At 37.3% G+C, this 16,411-nt stretch carries 12 protein-coding genes; 9 read left to right on the forward strand and 3 right to left on the reverse strand.

Annotation, left to right across the window (positions count from 1 at the left end; genetic code table 11):
• Positions 1-5: 5 nt before the first annotated feature.
• The gene (locus ACFIJK_RS04045) at positions 6-1,262 is read right to left on the reverse strand and encodes a lytic murein transglycosylase (protein WP_375626705.1); all 1,257 of its coding nucleotides are present in this window, start codon (positions 1,260-1,262) and stop codon (positions 6-8) included.
• A 265-nt stretch (positions 1,263-1,527) separates the two neighbouring features.
• Between ACFIJK_RS04045 and ACFIJK_RS04050 the strand changes: the two genes are divergently transcribed.
• The gene (locus tag ACFIJK_RS04050; protein ID WP_375626707.1) at positions 1,528-2,418 is read left to right on the forward strand and encodes a UTP--glucose-1-phosphate uridylyltransferase; all 891 of its coding nucleotides are present in this window, start codon (positions 1,528-1,530) and stop codon (positions 2,416-2,418) included.
• A gap of 39 nt (positions 2,419-2,457) precedes the next feature.
• Positions 2,458-3,450, forward strand: a complete 993-nt coding sequence (locus tag ACFIJK_RS04055) for an SIS domain-containing protein (RefSeq protein ID WP_375626709.1) — start codon at positions 2,458-2,460, stop codon at positions 3,448-3,450.
• Between the two features lie 276 nt (positions 3,451-3,726).
• Here the strand turns inward: ACFIJK_RS04055 and ACFIJK_RS04060 are convergent, their stop codons facing one another.
• Positions 3,727-4,086, reverse strand: coding sequence for a hypothetical protein (locus ACFIJK_RS04060; protein WP_375625583.1), 360 nt, complete (start codon positions 4,084-4,086; stop codon positions 3,727-3,729).
• A 252-nt stretch (positions 4,087-4,338) separates the two neighbouring features.
• Between ACFIJK_RS04060 and ACFIJK_RS04065 the strand changes: the two genes are divergently transcribed.
• The 3 genes from ACFIJK_RS04065 (at position 4,339) to guaB (ending at position 9,348) form a co-directional block, all read left to right on the forward strand.
• Positions 4,339-5,724, forward strand: a complete 1,386-nt coding sequence (locus tag ACFIJK_RS04065) for a sigma-54-dependent transcriptional regulator (protein WP_375625584.1) — start codon at positions 4,339-4,341, stop codon at positions 5,722-5,724.
• A 402-nt stretch (positions 5,725-6,126) separates the two neighbouring features.
• On the forward strand, positions 6,127-7,698 hold the full coding sequence (locus ACFIJK_RS04070) for a phospholipase D family protein (RefSeq protein WP_375625585.1): 1,572 nt from the start codon (positions 6,127-6,129) through the stop codon (positions 7,696-7,698).
• Between the two features lie 150 nt (positions 7,699-7,848).
• On the forward strand, positions 7,849-9,348 hold the full coding sequence (gene guaB / locus ACFIJK_RS04075; protein WP_375626712.1) for an IMP dehydrogenase: 1,500 nt from the start codon (positions 7,849-7,851) through the stop codon (positions 9,346-9,348).
• Positions 9,349-9,525: 177 nt separating this feature from the next.
• Here guaB and ACFIJK_RS04080 read toward each other — a convergent pair whose 3' ends face one another.
• A complete protein-coding gene (locus ACFIJK_RS04080; RefSeq protein ID WP_169728634.1) occupies positions 9,526-9,672 on the reverse strand; it encodes a hypothetical protein in 147 nt (48 codons plus the stop codon).
• Positions 9,673-10,174: 502 nt separating this feature from the next.
• Between ACFIJK_RS04080 and ACFIJK_RS04085 the strand changes: the two genes are divergently transcribed.
• The 4 genes from ACFIJK_RS04085 to ugpB all read left to right on the forward strand — a co-directional run bounded on the left by ACFIJK_RS04085 (position 10,175) and on the right by ugpB (position 16,342).
• A complete protein-coding gene (locus ACFIJK_RS04085; RefSeq protein WP_375625587.1) occupies positions 10,175-11,461 on the forward strand; it encodes an RsmB/NOP family class I SAM-dependent RNA methyltransferase in 1,287 nt (428 codons plus the stop codon).
• A 132-nt stretch (positions 11,462-11,593) separates the two neighbouring features.
• Positions 11,594-13,150, forward strand: coding sequence for a glutamine-hydrolyzing GMP synthase (gene guaA, locus ACFIJK_RS04090; protein WP_375625726.1), 1,557 nt, complete (start codon positions 11,594-11,596; stop codon positions 13,148-13,150).
• A gap of 170 nt (positions 13,151-13,320) precedes the next feature.
• Complete coding sequence (locus ACFIJK_RS04095) at positions 13,321-14,043, forward strand: glycerophosphodiester phosphodiesterase (RefSeq protein ID WP_375626715.1); 723 nt, start codon at positions 13,321-13,323, stop codon at positions 14,041-14,043.
• A gap of 964 nt (positions 14,044-15,007) precedes the next feature.
• The gene (gene ugpB / locus ACFIJK_RS04100) at positions 15,008-16,342 is read left to right on the forward strand and encodes a sn-glycerol-3-phosphate ABC transporter substrate-binding protein UgpB (protein ID WP_375626717.1); all 1,335 of its coding nucleotides are present in this window, start codon (positions 15,008-15,010) and stop codon (positions 16,340-16,342) included.
• Positions 16,343-16,411: the final 69 nt, after the last annotated feature.

The following is a 16,411-nucleotide window of genomic DNA, read 5'->3' on the forward strand; positions in this document are numbered from 1 at the left end:
CTCCATTATTGTTTGCGAAGGAGAAAAAGCACTTGAGATGATGGATATCCATTTGCTTTTAGACCGTGACGTAGTTGAAAGGCTTTAATTGCTTTGCGAGAAGCTGTTCCGATTTTTCCATCAACATTCCCTTTGTAATAGCCCAGTGCACTTAAGCGAGATTGCAGTTCTTTGCATTCTTGGAAAGTAAGAGGTTGAAAAGGTCTTTGCCAATCATGCACCAATCCAGGATGTCCAGCGATGCGGTCAGCAAGAAGAGCAACAGCAAACGCATAACGATCTGCATTATTATAATGTTTCAGAACAAAGAAATTTTTTGTGACTAAAAATATAGGTCCTTTTGCTCCATCTGGATATTTTAATATTGCTTGTTCAGCTAATGTAGGAAGAGGATGCCCATTTGCGTGTTTTACACCTAATTTTTTCCATTGTTCAAAGGAATACCAGCCTTCAGGGAGGTTTTCCCCCTGCGGTACTTTTACCTCTACTCCCCAAATAAGATTAGATTGCCAGCCATTTTTGTGGAGAAGGTTAGCAGCAGTAGCCAGAGCATCTGGAACAGAGTTCCAGATATCACGCCGTCCATCTTGGTCCATATCAACTGCATAGGCGAGATAACTGCTTGGAATAAATTGTGTATGCCCCAATGCACCGGCCCAAGATCCAGTGAGTTGAGAGCGTTTAATTTCGCCACTTTGTAGAATTTTCATAGCAGCAATCAGCTGTGTATATGCATATTTTGCACGTTTTTTATCAGCATAGGCTAAAGTTGCAAGAGAACGAATGGTGTCACGCATTACACTTTTATTAGCTAAAACTTTCCCATAGTTGCTTTCCATTGACCAAATAGCAAGCAGAATATTGCGGTCAACACCAAAACGTTTTTCAATTTGAAGAAGCCATTTGTTCCATTTTTGAGTTTGGCGCCGTCCTTCCTCAATTGCAATATCATGGACACGATTATCGAAATAGTTCCATGAAGGAGCAACAAATTCCGGTTGGTATGCGGCACTTTTTAGAACTTCTGGATCAATTGCATTAACACCTTTAAACGCCATATGAAACGTATAAGGGGTAATATTGTGAGCAATAGCTATTTTTTTAAATTCTTTAATCCAGTGTTTAAATCCGCTATCAGCATATGAAAGGGATACAAAAAACATTAAAAAAGCAGAAAAAATAACGGCAGAGCCAGTGAGAAGAGTTCTCCAATTTATGGACTTCTCTAAAAAAGAGAAAGTCTTCAATTCTGTTTTTTGCATTTTGAAATCCCCATTAATATTCAATTTATTAGATGTGCAATAACTTTATTTTGTATTTAGTTTAATCGATAATATGATCAAGAAGGGGAGAAAACTGAAATAAATAATTCGTTTTAATCCTTTCAATAAATTCTCATACTCTTTTTTACATTTTTGATTGCCCATTATAATGATAATCAAAACAATAAGATATCTTTTTTACCATTTCGTAAAAACATATGTTAAATAAAACAAAAAATATATGAATTCATTGAGGAGGGTGAGTGTGCGTAAAATCCGGAAAGCTGTATTTCCAGTAGCAGGTCTTGGTACGCGTTTTCTTCCTGCGACAAAAACAATTCCTAAAGAAATGCTAACAGTTGTTGATAAACCTGTTATTCAATATGTTGTGGATGAGGCGAGGGAGGCTGGTATTGAGCATTTTATTTTTGTGACTGGACGTAACAAAGCAGTCATTGAGGATTATTTTGATGCGCAAGTTGAATTATACACGACACTGGCTGAATGTGGAAAGAAAGAAGATCTTGCACATTTATACCGTTTACAGCCATTACCAGGGTCAACTTCTTTCACTCGGCAACAGCAACCTTTGGGATTAGGGCATGCTCTTTGGTGTGCGCGTGAATTAGTTGCAGGGGAACCTTTTGCTTTGTTATTACCCGATATGCTGATTCAAGCCAAAAAGGGATGTCTTTCTGAGATGATTAGTCTTTATGAAAAGGTGGGCGGGGGAAATATTATTGCCGTTCAGGAATGCGATCTTGAAGAAGCACATAAATACGGTATAGTTGGCAAAGGTAAACAGATTGCAAATGGTTTTAAAATCACAAAAATGGTAGAGAAACCAGTGTTAGGAACGGCACCATCAAATTTGTACATCAATGGACGTTATATTTTGCAGCCAGAAATTTTTAATATTCTTTCCACTCAAGAACGAGGAACAGGAAATGAAATTCAATTAACAGATGCTATGATACGGCTTTCAAATGAGCAGGATTTTTGGGGTTTGCAAGTAGAAGGGCGCACTTTTGATTGCGGTTCTAAAACTGGTTTCATTGAAGCCAACGTTGCATTTTCTTTGGCACGCGCTGATATGCACAGCCATGTTTCTGCCTCATTGAAAAATTTACTGGAAACCATTAATGTTGAAAGATGATATAGATCTCTCATTTAATTTTATTGATCGAATTTGATTATGATAACACCGTCTCCTCATATGGCTTTGCAAGGTGCAGTTGCATCAGCGCTTAAAACACTTGCCAGTGAAAAGCAGGGGCTTGAAGCCCTTGAAAAATCTCTTCTGGGAACTCTTTCTTCTTCTGTTGAAGCGGCTGTTCAAACTATTAGAAAAGCTCGTGGACATGTGGTCATTACTGGTCTTGGGAAAAGTGGTCATATAGGGACAAAAATTGCAGCAACCCTAGCTTCAACTGGAACGCCTGCCTTTTTTGTTCACGCTGCAGAAGCCAATCATGGTGATCTTGGTATGATTGGATCTGATAATGTTATTCTTGCTTTATCATGGTCTGGTGAAACTCAAGAGTTAAGTGGTATCATAAGTTATGCGGCGCGTTTTCGTATCCCCCTTATTGCGATGACATCAAGTGAGTACTCTGTATTAGGACGACAAGCTGATATTGTTTTATTATTACCAAAGATAGAAGAGGCTTGCCCCCATGGTTTAGCCCCTACAACTTCAACAATTATGCAATTGGCAATGGGAGATGCATTAGCGGTTTCTCTTTTAGAAATGCGTGGTTTTACCGCAACGGATTTCAAAATATATCATCCTGGTGGTTCTCTTGGTGCAAGCCTTAAATACGTGTGTGATATTATGCATGAGGGTGATAATATGCCTTTGGTTATGCAGGGAACATCTATGACTGAAGCGATGAATGTTTTGGTGGAAAAGCATTTTGGTTGTGTTGGTGTTGTGAATCAAGAAGGCGAACTAATTGGAATTGTAACCGATGGCGATCTTGCACGTAACATGCATTTTAATTTATCAAAATTTAATGTTGACGAGGTGATGACCAAAGCTCCTAAAGTTGTAAAACCAAATACACTTGTTGGTGCAGCAACAGCTTTTATTAATGATCATCATATTGGTGCATTTTTCGTGGTTGAAGATAAAAAACCGATAGGAATTGTTCATTTTCATGATCTTTTGCGCATTGGCGCTGCTTAGATTAAAGTTTCCTATCAAATAAAATGTTATTTTAGGTTAAAATAGATTGAATGATACAAAGTAACAATTTTATTGTGAGGTGGCTTTACTGATATTTGGTGGAAGAAAATGATTATTTTATGCATTTCATAATGTTTAGAAAATTTTCAAGGTAAAAATTATATCCGTATCTTTGCGTATTTTAGAGAGGATTTTCTATCAGGAGGAGAAAGGATCACCTCCTGTTTAATGTATGTGCTCCCTCTGTTCTTAAGAGAGGCTTCCTTTGTACCTTGTCTAAGATTTCCGCTTAAGGAAAAACTGTGCTCCTGTATGCGAGGTGCAGAGAAGTTGTGTGGCATCATATGACACTGTACAATTGACTCTAGAAATTGTTCCACGGAGAATAGAGCGTATTTCAATTTCTATATTTTGGGCATTGAGATAATTATATACCCCTTCTGATAGTTTTTCTTCTGTATCTGCTGCACGCGTTTCAAAAACACCATTGTGGAAAGAAGAAATAATACCATTCTCATCAACCCATTTTCCATCAATTCCAGTTGGCATATTTGAGTTATAATATTGCGAAAAGCTACAGGCACCTAACAGCAAGGTGGTAATTGTAAGACATAAAATATGATAGGTATGTTTCATTTATTGCACTCTATTTAGATTATTTTGCTCTCTAGTTTTTATAACATTATCAAATACTCCATGAGTCAATATGAAAAATTTGATGAAAATCAATGAAAAAGCAAAAAAATGGAAAAAAATGCCTTAATGTTGTATTTAATTAACAGCTTGATGAAGTTCGTAAGTGAAACACAAGAGGTGAAATATTTCTTATGGTTTACAACAATTTTTATATTAAGCTGCTGAGTAGTCTCAAAGGAGATTATTGACATTATGGTTGGTCCTATTCTTGTTGCGAGTGAAGATTATGGAAGACGGATAGAACTTTCTGCTATGCTGCGAGGTTTTGGCTATCGTGTCATTGAAGCAGAAAATGGTCTCCGTACGATTGATCTTTTACACAGGCGTAAAAACATTGTGCTTGCACTCCTTGATGTCGTTATGAGTGATTTGAGTGTGAGCGATTTAATTAAAATGATTAGAGTTGCTGGTGTTTCTGTTCCTATTGTCGTTATAGCACAACAAGAGAATCAGAATTTACTCCAGAAAGCTTTAACAGCTGGAGCTATTGATTATTGGATCCACCCAGTAACATTATTACGCGTAAGGGTTACTTTGGATATTCTTGCTCTTATTTCTGCCTTGGAGCATGAAGTTAGAGATATTCGGCGAAAAAAAGAGAATCATTTACGGTTTTCTGATCTTTGCATAAAAAGTAGAGCTATGCAGGTAGTGTTAGAACAATCGAGACAAGCAGCAACTTCTTTACAGAATCTTTTGATAGAGGGGGAAGTTGGAACAGGACGTGAAACATTAGCTCGGATTATTCATCATGAGGGATTATTCTCGGAAGGTGTTTTTATTCGCTTTCAATGTTCAGCCATTGTTGATCCAGAAGAAGAAAATCAGCAGTGGTTTAAAGAATTCCTACCATTGGTTTCTTCTCTTGAGAAAGGGACACTTTGCCTTTGTGATATTGATCGACTTGAGCCCATACAGCAAAAACGGTTCGCTCATTACCTTAAAGAAAGGGAAAGGAATACAAAAGGAGATTTTTTCCCTTTTCGGATCATTGCTATTTCAACATCGCGTTTAAAGGATTTGGTTAAAGAGAACTTTTTTTTGCATAGTTTGTTTGAACAATTTTCTCACTTGTCTATTAGCGTCCCTGCTTTGCGAGAATTAAGGGATGATTTTCCAGAGATCACACAACGTTTGATTGATCGCATTATCACCGAAACAGGGCGATCACATGTCCATGGTTTAGCAGGATCTGCTCTTTCCTTGCTTATGCAGTATGATTGGCCTGGCAATAGAAATGAGCTTGAAAACTTTTTATTTCGTGCGATTTTACTCAGTGAAGGACCGTTATTAACTGTTCGAGATTTTCCGCAATTAATGGGAAATCCATTAATGAATGTTCCCAATATCATTGAGGGTGCTATGCAAGAAGATAATGAACAAGAATCGATAAAATTTTTGAATACAGATGGGCATGTGCGTACTTTTGCAGAGATGGAACATGATATTATCGAGAAAGCGGTCAAACATTATAAAGGACATATGAGTGAGATTGCGCGCCGCCTTCATATTGGTCGCTCTACACTTTATAGAAAAATGGAAGAATTACGAGCAATAAGAAATCAAGAACGAAAGTAAAATTCATAACAAATCTCTCTTCATGACAAGCATGAGTTTCAAAAAAATAGAGTGGATTTTGATAAAGTCCGTGGGGGGGCTTAAGAAAACAATCATTTATTGCAAAATTTATCTATAGAGGATGATTTTGTAGATTTAAAACAAATATAAATTTTATGTGACTATTTTAATCGTCTGTTTCAGTTTATACAATTTTAGTTAAGTTTATATTTATTAAAGCAGAGAGGCATTTTTAAAAACTTTTAAATACTACCGCTAAAATTTTTGTATCATCAATATTAAATTTATACTCTCTTAAGCAAGAAGTGGCATTTTATCTGCTACACGGTTAAGATAAAGTGATTAGGATTATCGTTTGCATTACTGATGATGCGATAGCTTAAAATAGAAAGTTTGTCCTCTTTGACTCTTTTACATATTGTTATTGGTTTTGTCCTCTTTTTTTTTATTGCATCTATGTTGGCAATCTACACTTATGGGCGTTTTGTGAAAAATGCTAGGGGGCAATGTTCTTATGCGTTACCTATTCAGAAAGATGAAACTAAGCTTGATCGTATCGTCAGTCAATTAGCTGAGGAAGAAAATGGATTGGGGATTGATAAAGATGCTCTTTCCCTCATTATCAGCAATTTGGACGCGTTTTGCGTTCGTGCAATAGGAGCTGCAGAGGCTGGGCGTAGCCTTGATCTGATGTATTATATTTGGGATGATGATTTAACAGGGCGTCTATTATTAAGTGAAATAGTTAAGGCAGCGGATCGGGGTGTTCGGGTACGGCTTCTTTTGGATGATATTAACGCTCAAGCACGTGATCCAGCTTATATTGCGCTAGATAAACACCCTCATATTGAGGTGAGAATGTTTAATCCAGGACGATCGCGTAAAGGTGGATTACGCCGTGGTTTAGAGATTATATTACGGGCGATTACTGTTACACGTAGAATGCATAATAAAGCTTTTATTGTTGATGGTAGGATCGCTTTTGTAGGAGGACGTAATCTTGCAGATTCTTATTTTGATGCTGGTGAAGAATCCCATTTTCGAGATTTAGATTTGATGTTAATCGGACCCTCTGTTAAAAAGGTGGAAAGTATTTTTGATGATTTTTGGAATAGTGCTGTTGTTTTGCCAATTCATACTTTGGTTGTTCCTAAAAGCGCAAGTGATCTTAGCTATTGGAAGGATAAATTACAAAAATTTCGGGATTCCAAGGTTGCAAAAGTTTATTTAGATTATGTCAAACAGCACATTAATTTTGATTGTTTTATTCAAACAGGAAGGCGGTTATTTTTAGCAGACAAAGTTGTTGTTCTTTCTGACCCTCCAGAAAAAGCATTGCGTAAAAAAGCAAGCAATTGGCTTATGAAGGCACTTTCAAAGGTTATTGGAAATGCCCAAAAAACGGTTCAGATTACGTCACCTTATTTTGTTCCTGGTAAGGTTGGAACGCAGAATTTTAGTAATTTGGTTTCAAAGGGTGTTGATGTAAAAATTCTGACGAATTCTTTAGCAGCTACTGATGTAGCACTGGTGCATGGGGGTTATGTATCGTATCGTAAGGCGTTGTTGAAAAGTGGTGTTAAGCTTTATGAATTAAAATCGGAGGGCAACACCCATGGATTACGGTTGTTTCGATCGAGTAAGGCAAGTTTACATGCCAAAGCTTTTTTAATTGATCGTAAAACAGCTTTTATTGGATCTTTAAATTTTGATCCCAGATCAGCATCATTAAATACAGAAATGGGCATTCTTTTTGAATGTGCTCCCATTACAGCAAGATTAGATTTGTTGTTTTCTGAAGAAACAACAGGAGAAATGAGTTATCATCTGCGTCTTGGTGATAATAATCGTATTTATTGGGATTTTATTGAAAATGAAAAAAAATATAGCATTGACCATGAGCCAGAAAGCAATTTTTGGCGTCGCACATTTACAAAAATAATAAGTTGGTTACCTATTGAATCTCAATTGTAAATTTTTATAAACCACACTTAAAAAAAATATTTATTTTTCTTTTCATTTTGTTTGTAGCATGGCATAATTTTTTGCCAATCTACCATGTATGAGAACCGCAGTTGTATTTTAAAGCTCCTTGCGGTGTTTTATTATAAAAGGAATTTTGCTATGGCAAAGATTGTTGAAACGGGGACAGGTGCATTGGCACTGACTTTTGATGATGTACTTTTACAGCCCGGTCATTCTCTTGTTATGCCTAGTCAAGTGGATCTCAGTACGCGCATTGCAGCGGATATTAAGCTCAATTTGCCATTGCTTTCTGCTGCAATGGATACGGTAACAGAATCGCGTTTGGCAATTGCTATGGCTCAAGCTGGAGGTCTTGGAGTTATTCATCGTAATATGTCTCCTGCAGAACAGGCAGAAGAAGTCCGCCAAGTAAAAAAGTTTGAATCTGGTATGGTTGTTAATCCGGTGACAATTGGACCAGATGCAACACTTGAGGAAGCGAAATCTTTGATGCGCTCTCATGGCATTTCAGGTATTCCGGTTGTTGAAAATAGTGTTAAAGGTGAGACAGCAGGACGACTTGTTGGTATTTTGACCAATAGAGATGTTCGTTTCGCATCGGATCCAAAACAAAAAATTTATGAATTAATGACGCATGAAAATTTGATCACGGTGCGTGAAAATGTCAAACTTAATGAAGCAAAATATCTTTTACATCATCATCGTATTGAAAAATTATTAGTTGTGGATGAACAAAATCGTTGTGTCGGACTGATAACAGTTAAGGATATTGAAAAAGCAAAATTAAATCCAAATGCTGCTAAAGATTCTCAAGGGCGTTTGCGTGCTGCAGCAGCCAGTAGTGTTGGGAATGGAGGGATTGAACGTGCTGAACGCCTCATCGACGCGGGTGTTGATGTGTTGGTTATTGATACAGCGCATGGGCATTCTCAACATGTGCTAGAAACTGTTGAACGAATTAAAAAGATGGCTTCCTCTCTAGCTGTTATTGCTGGGAACGTAGCAACTGCTCAAGCAACGCAGGCATTGATTGACAGTGGTGCAGATGCGGTAAAAGTTGGTATTGGTCCTGGCTCTATTTGCACAACGCGTATTGTTGCTGGTGTCGGTGTTCCTCAACTTGCAGCCATAATGAATGCTGCAGAAGTTGCTGAAAAAGCGGGCATTCCCATCATTGCAGATGGTGGAATCAAAGCATCAGGTGATTTTGCTAAAGCTTTAGCTGGTGGGGCTTGTGCAGCGATGATTGGATCTCTTTTAGCAGGTACAGAAGAAAGTCCTGGTGAAGTTTATCTCTATCAAGGCCGATCTTTTAAAGCCTATCGTGGTATGGGATCTGTTGGTGCTATGGCACGAGGATCGGCAGATCGCTATTTTCAAGATGATGTTCGTGATGAACTTAAGTTGGTTCCTGAAGGTGTGGAGGGGCAGGTGGCTTATAAAGGTCCTATAGCATCAGTTCTACATCAGCTTGCTGGTGGACTTCGTGCTTCAATGGGATATGTTGGAGCAAAAGATCTCGTAGAGTTTCGTGAAAAAGCAACATTTGTACGTATTACGAATGCGGGACTCCATGAAAGTCATACGCATGATGTTTCTATTACACGGGAGAGTCCCAACTATCGTGGGCCAGTTTAAAGATATAAGAGCATAATGTCATATCGCATAAATTTAAATCTTCCGAGAACGAGAAAGGAAGACTGCGCTTTTTCTGTTTGTGATTTGGTGTAATAATCCCAAAAAGGAAAGAATTAGAGGTCAAAACTCTAACTCTTTCTGTTAAGACTATATGAAATAATTTATATAAAATTAGAATTAACTTTTTGTAGTCTTCCGTCCTGTCTTTGACGCACGTTGGCGAGTGTTTGTCTGATCACTTTGGACGGATTTCTTTCCGTTGTTTGAGGGCATTGTGTTATGACGGCTTTTAGATGAAGTTGTTTTTTCATTATTATAAGTCATTATTTTCTCCTTTTAAATTGTCTGGCAGTTGCCAGTAGAGTAAAAACGGTCATGCCAAATAGTGGTTCCAAGCATTTTCTAAAAAGTTAATTTTTTGGTGAACGTAAGATAAACTTTTTTAATTTTATGAGAAGATTTTTTCTATTTTTTCAGAAGGATAGCCATAAAAGATGGGAGATATTTGATTTTTTCTGCTATTCAGATAATCCTCATAAATTTTATTTAAAGAGTTTATTTTTTTCGTAATGCATGGCGGAAATAAGGTCTTTATGGATAACTGCGTATCTTTTAGTATAAGAGGTAGAGGGATAAAAAAGTGAATGGGCAGAAGATGAAAGGAAAAATCTAGATACTCTAATATTGGATCTTATAAAAAGTATGATCAAATCATTTTAATGTTGAATGTAAATTTTTAATGGCTTTGAGAAGGTTTTATTGGCAAGAAGAAGATAATATTATTTTTTTAGATGATTTAATTTTATTATTTTAATGGGAGAAATGAATGCGATTAGGTGGGCGTTTGCAAGCAGCAATAGATGTTCTCAAAGAGATAGAAATGAAGCATCGCCCAGTAGGAGAAGCTTTAAAGGATTGGGGCCTTTCTCATCGCTTTGCTGGAGCAGGTGATCGCGCAGCTATTGGTACAATCGTTTATGATGTGTTAAGACGACGCTATTCTTTACAATGGCGTATGGAGAGTGATGATATCCGAGATATCGCTTTTGGTGCCTTATTAGATTCTGGAAAAATGACGCTGGAGCAAATTGACGGTGAGTTGGCAGAAGATCGGTTTGCACCGCAGTTATTAGGAGCTAAACAGCGTAAATCCTGGCAAGGTCAGCAATTAGTGGATGCTCCAGACTATATTCGTGGTGATATCCCGCAATGGTGTCAAGCGCATCTTCGTCCTTTATTTGGTGATAATTGGATCACTGAAGCGGCTGCGTTAGCAACGCGTCCTTCTTTAGACCTACGGGTAAATAATCTAAAAGCAACACCAGAAAAGGTGTTGAAAGAATTAGCAAAAACCAAACTTAAATCTTTGCCATGGTTTGGGCAAGCTTTAAGAATTGCACCGATTGAAAAGTTTAACCGTCATCCTCATATTCAAGTGGAACCAGCTTTTCAAAAAGGACACTTTGAAATACAGGATTTAGGATCTCAAATTGTTGCTCACCTTGTGGAAGCGCAAGAAAGCATGCAGGTATTAGATTATTGTGCAGGTGCTGGGGGCAAAACATTAGCTTTAGCTTCTGATATGAACAATCGTGGGCAGATTTATGCTTATGATTCAGACAAAGCTCGTTTGGCTCCTATTTTTGATCGTCTTCGACGCGCTGGTGTTCGTAATGTACAAATACGAGTGCAAAGAGAAGAATTAAAACCATTAACAGGTCAGATGGATAGAGTTCTACTAGATGCGCCATGTAGTGGGACAGGAACATGGCGTCGTCGTCCAGATGCGAAATGGCGTTTAACATTAGAACAGGTGAAACAACGCCAAACAGAACAGAGGGCTATTTTGAATGAAGCGATAGCTTATCTTAAGCCAAAGGGGCGCCTAGTTTATATTACCTGTTCTCTTTTTACAGATGAAAATGAGAAACAAATTTCCCATTTCCTTCAACAACATTCTCATTTTGCTCCAATAGATATGCCAGCGCTTTGGCAGAAACATTTTAGTTTTTCTCCTGTGCAACCAGTTTTTTCAAATTATGGACTTACTTTGTCGCCAGCCACAACACAAACAGATGGGTTCTTTTTATCTGTGTTGCAAAAAAAACATTGATCTATATTTTTGCATTTTTTATCATAAATTTTATGAGAATAATCTTTTTCTTAAGAAAACAGGCTTGTGAAAAGAGAAAGATTGAATCATAACTCTCATGAGTTTTCTTTTACAATTGTTGATTGGTTTTCTATGAGCATATCGCATCCAGACACTGTTCTTATTATTGACTTTGGTTCACAAGTTACACAACTTATTGCACGACGGGTACGAGCAATGGGGGTATATTGTGAAATTGCTCCTTTTCAATTAGCTTTAGAAGCTGTGCGCCGCATAAATCCTAAAGCTATTATTTTATCAGGGAGTCCTTATTCCGTTATTGATGAGGGCTCTCCGCGTGCTCCAATGGAAATTTTTGAGGTGGGTATTCCGATTCTGGGTATTTGCTATGGTGAACAAGTCATGTGTGTTCAGCTTGGAGGAAAGGTTGAAGCTGGACATGAGCGTGAATTTGGGCGTGCTTTTTTGAAAGTGCAAGAAGAGAGTGCCCTTTTTGATGGAGTGTGGGAAAAAGGTTCTTGTTATCAAGTATGGATGAGCCATGGTGACCGTGTGGCAGCTTTACCAGAAGGTTTTCATGTCATAGGGACCTCAAACGGAGCTCCCTATGCGGCTATTGCTGATGAAAAAAGGCATTTTTATGCAGTACAGTTTCATCCTGAAGTTATCCATACACCAGATGGTACAAAACTTTTGCAAAATTTTATTCATAAAATCTCTGCTATTAAAGGTAGTTGGTCAATGGCTTCTTATCGTGAGCAGGCAATTGCTACGATACGACAAAAAGTTGGGAAAAGTCGTGTGATTTGTGGTCTTTCAGGAGGAGTGGATTCATCTGTTGTAGCGGTACTCCTTCATGAAGCCATAGGAGATCAACTGACATGCATTTTGGTAGACCATGGGCTGATGCGCAAGAATGAAGCTGAAGAAGTTCTCACGCTCTTTCGTGATCATTATAATATAGAGCTTATTCACGTTAATGCTGCCGATATATTTCTTAATGCTTTAGAAGGTGAGACAGACCCAGAAAAAAAGCGCAAAACGATTGGTCGCCTTTTTATTGAAGTTTTTGAAGAAGAAACTAAAAAAATAGGAGGTGCAGAGTTTTTAGCACAAGGGACGCTTTATCCAGATGTTATTGAGAGTGTGTCTGCTATTGGTAAAACGGTAACCATTAAAAGTCATCATAATGTGGGTGGGCTACCAGAACAGATGAATATGAAACTTGTAGAACCGTTGCGTGAGCTCTTTAAGGATGAGGTTCGCTTGCTAGGGCGAGAGTTAGGATTACCAGAGCAGTTTATTGGTCGCCATCCTTTTCCAGGTCCAGGTCTTGCAATTCGCTGTCCAGGTACTGTAACCCGTGAAAAATTAGAAATTCTACGTGAAGCAGATGCTATCTATCTTGAGGAAATCCGTAAAGCTGGTCTTTATGACGAAATTTGGCAAGCTTTTGCTGTTCTTCTTCCTGTTCAAACTGTTGGCGTGATGGGGGATGGTCGCACTTATGAATTTGTTTGTGCTCTTCGCGCCGTCACATCTGTAGATGGAATGACTGCTGATTTTTATCCCTATGATATGGCGTTTTTAAGTAAGACGGCAGCACGTATTATTAACGAAGTTAGAGGGATTAATCGTGTTGTATATGATGTAACCTCAAAGCCTCCTAGCACTATTGAATGGGAATAATTAAAATGAAGGATAAGTCTTTTTAAGAATAAAATATGACTGAGGGTTTGATATTCGAAAAGTGTAGAAAAAATCATTTAAAAATGATTGTGTATTTTCATATGATATAAGCCGGTATCTGGCAATCTGTACGTCAGTATCGTTTAAAATTGAGAAGTGCGGAATTTTGCATGTCTGAGAAAAAAATTGTTGCACACCGTGGTGGAGCTCATCTTTATCCTGAAAATACTCTTTTGGCATTTAATAATGCTATAGCGTTAGGTGTTGATGAAGTTGAGTGCGACGTTCATTTGCTGAAAAGCGGTGAAGTGGTTGTCTTTCACGACTTTCGTCTAGACCAATTGGTTGGAAAAAAGGGGTATATTCACGACATTGATAATGAAACACGCAAACAACTCTGCGTAAAAGGAAGCCAAGAAGCTCCTCCCTTATTAGAAGAGGTGCTTGATCTTTTAACACCAACGAATATCGCATTGCATCTTGAAATCAAGACATGTGGTGAAGTGGAGCGTGAAACAATATTATCCCAAAAAGCGCTTGCGCTAATAAAAAGCCGAAATTTATCAGAACGGGTTTCTGCAATTAGTTTTGATCCTTTGATCCTTCGTCCTTTTATTGAAGCAGGAATATCATCTGGTCCATGTGTTGATAATTTTGAAGGTGATATGTACCGTCATTTTTCTGAATGGAAGCAATTAGGTTATTCTGATCTAAGTTTAGATGGCTCTATTGTTTCACAGGACTTTATTGAATCAGCTCTTGAGGCTGGTTTTACTGTAGGGGTATGGACAATTAATGGAAAAGCTCGGTTATCACATTGGCTTGACATGCCTGTACATTATATTACGACAGATCAACCTGATCTCGCATTGCAATTGCGTGCACAAAGGTAAAAAATACATCAATACAAAGAGAACTATATATCCTCATAAAGCTAGCGTAATGAAAGAAGAAAAAATATCGAATATATAACAATAATACATTGATTTATAATGATAATTAACAGTTTATTCATGTGAATAAGAGACTTTAATACGTAGGATTCTCTTATTTCGAATCTTTTTACAATGAATCAATCAAAATCATTCGTTTGCACATTACAAGCAGGGTTGGTGTGTGGATAAAAGATTATTGAAAAAAGAATAAAAATATTCATTTAACGTATTTAAAATGCAAGACTTGTTAAAGCATTAGGATCTCATATAATGATGTCGTTTTGCACTTTTATGAAGTGAAAATGATAGCATGCAAAAAGTCTTATATACTTTAGTGGAGAGGTTTTATAGCTTATTTTATAGGCGCTATCATGAAATGTAGATGTATTGAAAGATTTTTTAACAGCATGGAAATTGGTCATAAAATGTCATTTTGTTTTGCGTGAGGGGCATGATTTCACTACAAGGAAGGAGACTATTAAGCGCTTCAAAATGATTTTCTTAATTTTAAGAAAATTTCTATTTATCTCTTTGTTAAATTCAGGAGAAATATCGTGTTAAAGTTATAAGCCGAAACTTATAAGATAAATAACAAAAGAATAAACAATTCTTTAAAAAAAAGTAAATCCAAATATTAAAATAGTCATTGAATGACATTTACGATCTACATCTTTTTACCAAGTGACTTTGCTTATTTAAGCCATCTCACTTTTTTCAGATAGTTATAAACGCGTATCTCGTTAATATATAAGAAAGCTTATAAAAGAAAACGAAAAAATTTAAACAAATTCATTTGACCTTTTGGTGGTTCCTGTTTAAATGAAAGAATATATTTCTGAAATAAGACTGTCATAGCATGTTCATGTGTAATACTATAAATTTAGGGGTAGTTTGTATTCCATCACTTCAGAAAGGGTGAACCATGAGTCGTTTTTATCTTTCCATAGCGGCCACGGTTGCTATCATAATGTCCACAGTGGGAATAACAGCAGGTTTTGCGCAGACAAAAATCAGCTTTTGGCATTCTATGAGTGGTGAATTAGGAAAGCAAACTGAAAGTCTCATTAACGATTTTAATGCAAGTCAATCTGAGTATAAAGTTGTTCCTTCATTTCGCGGCGAATATGAAGAGGGGTTGATTTCACTCATTGCGGCATTTCGTGGAAAGAAACAGCCAGTTCTTGCCCAAATTTATGACGTTGGTACTGGAACTATGATGGCTGCAAAAGGTGCAATTTATCCATTTTATCAACTTATGGCTGATACAAAACAAGAATTTGATCTTACAGATTATTTCCCTGCTATTAGTGGTTATTACTCCGATGAACAGGGGCGCATCGTCTCTATGCCATTCAATATTTCAACTCCCATTCTTTATTATAACAAAGATATCTTTAAAAAAGCAGGGCTTGATCCAGAACAGCCTCCTAGAACATGGCAAGATATAGAAGACTTTTCCAAAAAAATTCTTGAGACTAAAGCGGCAACTTGCGGTTTTACGATGGCTTATGCTGCTCAATGGATTGGTATAGAAAATTTTTCAGCGTTGCATAATGTTCCTTTTGGAACGAAGGAAAATGGCTTTAAAGGACTTGATTCAGAACTTACATTTAATGGACCTTTACAAGTGCGTATGTGGACTGACCTGAAAAAGTGGTCTGATCAAGGTATTTTCCGTTATGGTGGTCCAGCAGGTGCATTAGATTCAACACCAATGTTTATGGCACAAAATTGTGCAATTTTTATGCAATCTTCAGGATCACATGCTGGAATTGTTTCTGAAGCTCAGTTTAATGTGGGGGTTGGTATGCTACCTTACTATAAGGATACAGAAGGAGCACCACAAAATTCAGTTATTGGGGGCGCTTCTATTTGGGCGTTTAAGGGCCATACCCCAAAGGAATATGCAGGGGCAGCTGCTTTTCTTAAATTTCTTTCAAAAACAGAAAATCAAGCAAAATGGCATCAGGAAACAGGTTATCTTCCAACCACAAAAACGACTTATGAATTGAGCAAAAAACAACATTTCTATGAAAAAACGCCAGGTGCGGATATAGCTATCAAACAGATTAATCTTAATCCACCAACAGTTAACTCGAAGGGGATAAGATTTGGTAATTTACCACAAATCCGTGCCATTCTTGATCAAGAGTTGGAAGCTGTTCTTAGTGGTTCAAAAACACCGAAAGATGGTTTAGATGAGACCGTTGAACGTGGAAATAAACTCTTGCGTGAATTTGAAAAATCTAATCATTAATTTTGTTTTATTGTTAGACATTAAAGACTCAACAAAAACAGTTGAGTTCTTTTTGTTTATCTTTTTAAA

The organism is Bartonella sp. PS17NMGDW (genome assembly GCF_042193555.1).
GTDB lineage: Bacteria > Pseudomonadota > Alphaproteobacteria > Rhizobiales > Rhizobiaceae > Bartonella > Bartonella grahamii.

Coding starts and splice junctions, on each gene's coding strand:
- ACFIJK_RS04045 (WP_375626705.1), bottom strand. CDS start 1,262: ATGCAAAAAACAGAATTGAAGACTTTCTCTTTTTTAGAGAAGTCCATA.
- ACFIJK_RS04055 (WP_375626709.1), top strand. CDS start 2,458: ATGATAACACCGTCTCCTCATATGGCTTTGCAAGGTGCAGTTGCATCA.
- ACFIJK_RS04060 (WP_375625583.1), bottom strand. CDS start 4,086: ATGAAACATACCTATCATATTTTATGTCTTACAATTACCACCTTGCTG.
- ACFIJK_RS04065 (WP_375625584.1), top strand. CDS start 4,339: ATGGTTGGTCCTATTCTTGTTGCGAGTGAAGATTATGGAAGACGGATA.
- guaB (WP_375626712.1), top strand. CDS start 7,849: ATGGCAAAGATTGTTGAAACGGGGACAGGTGCATTGGCACTGACTTTT.
- ACFIJK_RS04080 (WP_169728634.1), bottom strand. CDS start 9,672: ATGACTTATAATAATGAAAAAACAACTTCATCTAAAAGCCGTCATAAC.
- ACFIJK_RS04085 (WP_375625587.1), top strand. CDS start 10,175: ATGCGATTAGGTGGGCGTTTGCAAGCAGCAATAGATGTTCTCAAAGAG.
- guaA (WP_375625726.1), top strand. CDS start 11,594: ATGAGCATATCGCATCCAGACACTGTTCTTATTATTGACTTTGGTTCA.
- ACFIJK_RS04095 (WP_375626715.1), top strand. CDS start 13,321: ATGTCTGAGAAAAAAATTGTTGCACACCGTGGTGGAGCTCATCTTTAT.
- ugpB (WP_375626717.1), top strand. CDS start 15,008: ATGAGTCGTTTTTATCTTTCCATAGCGGCCACGGTTGCTATCATAATG.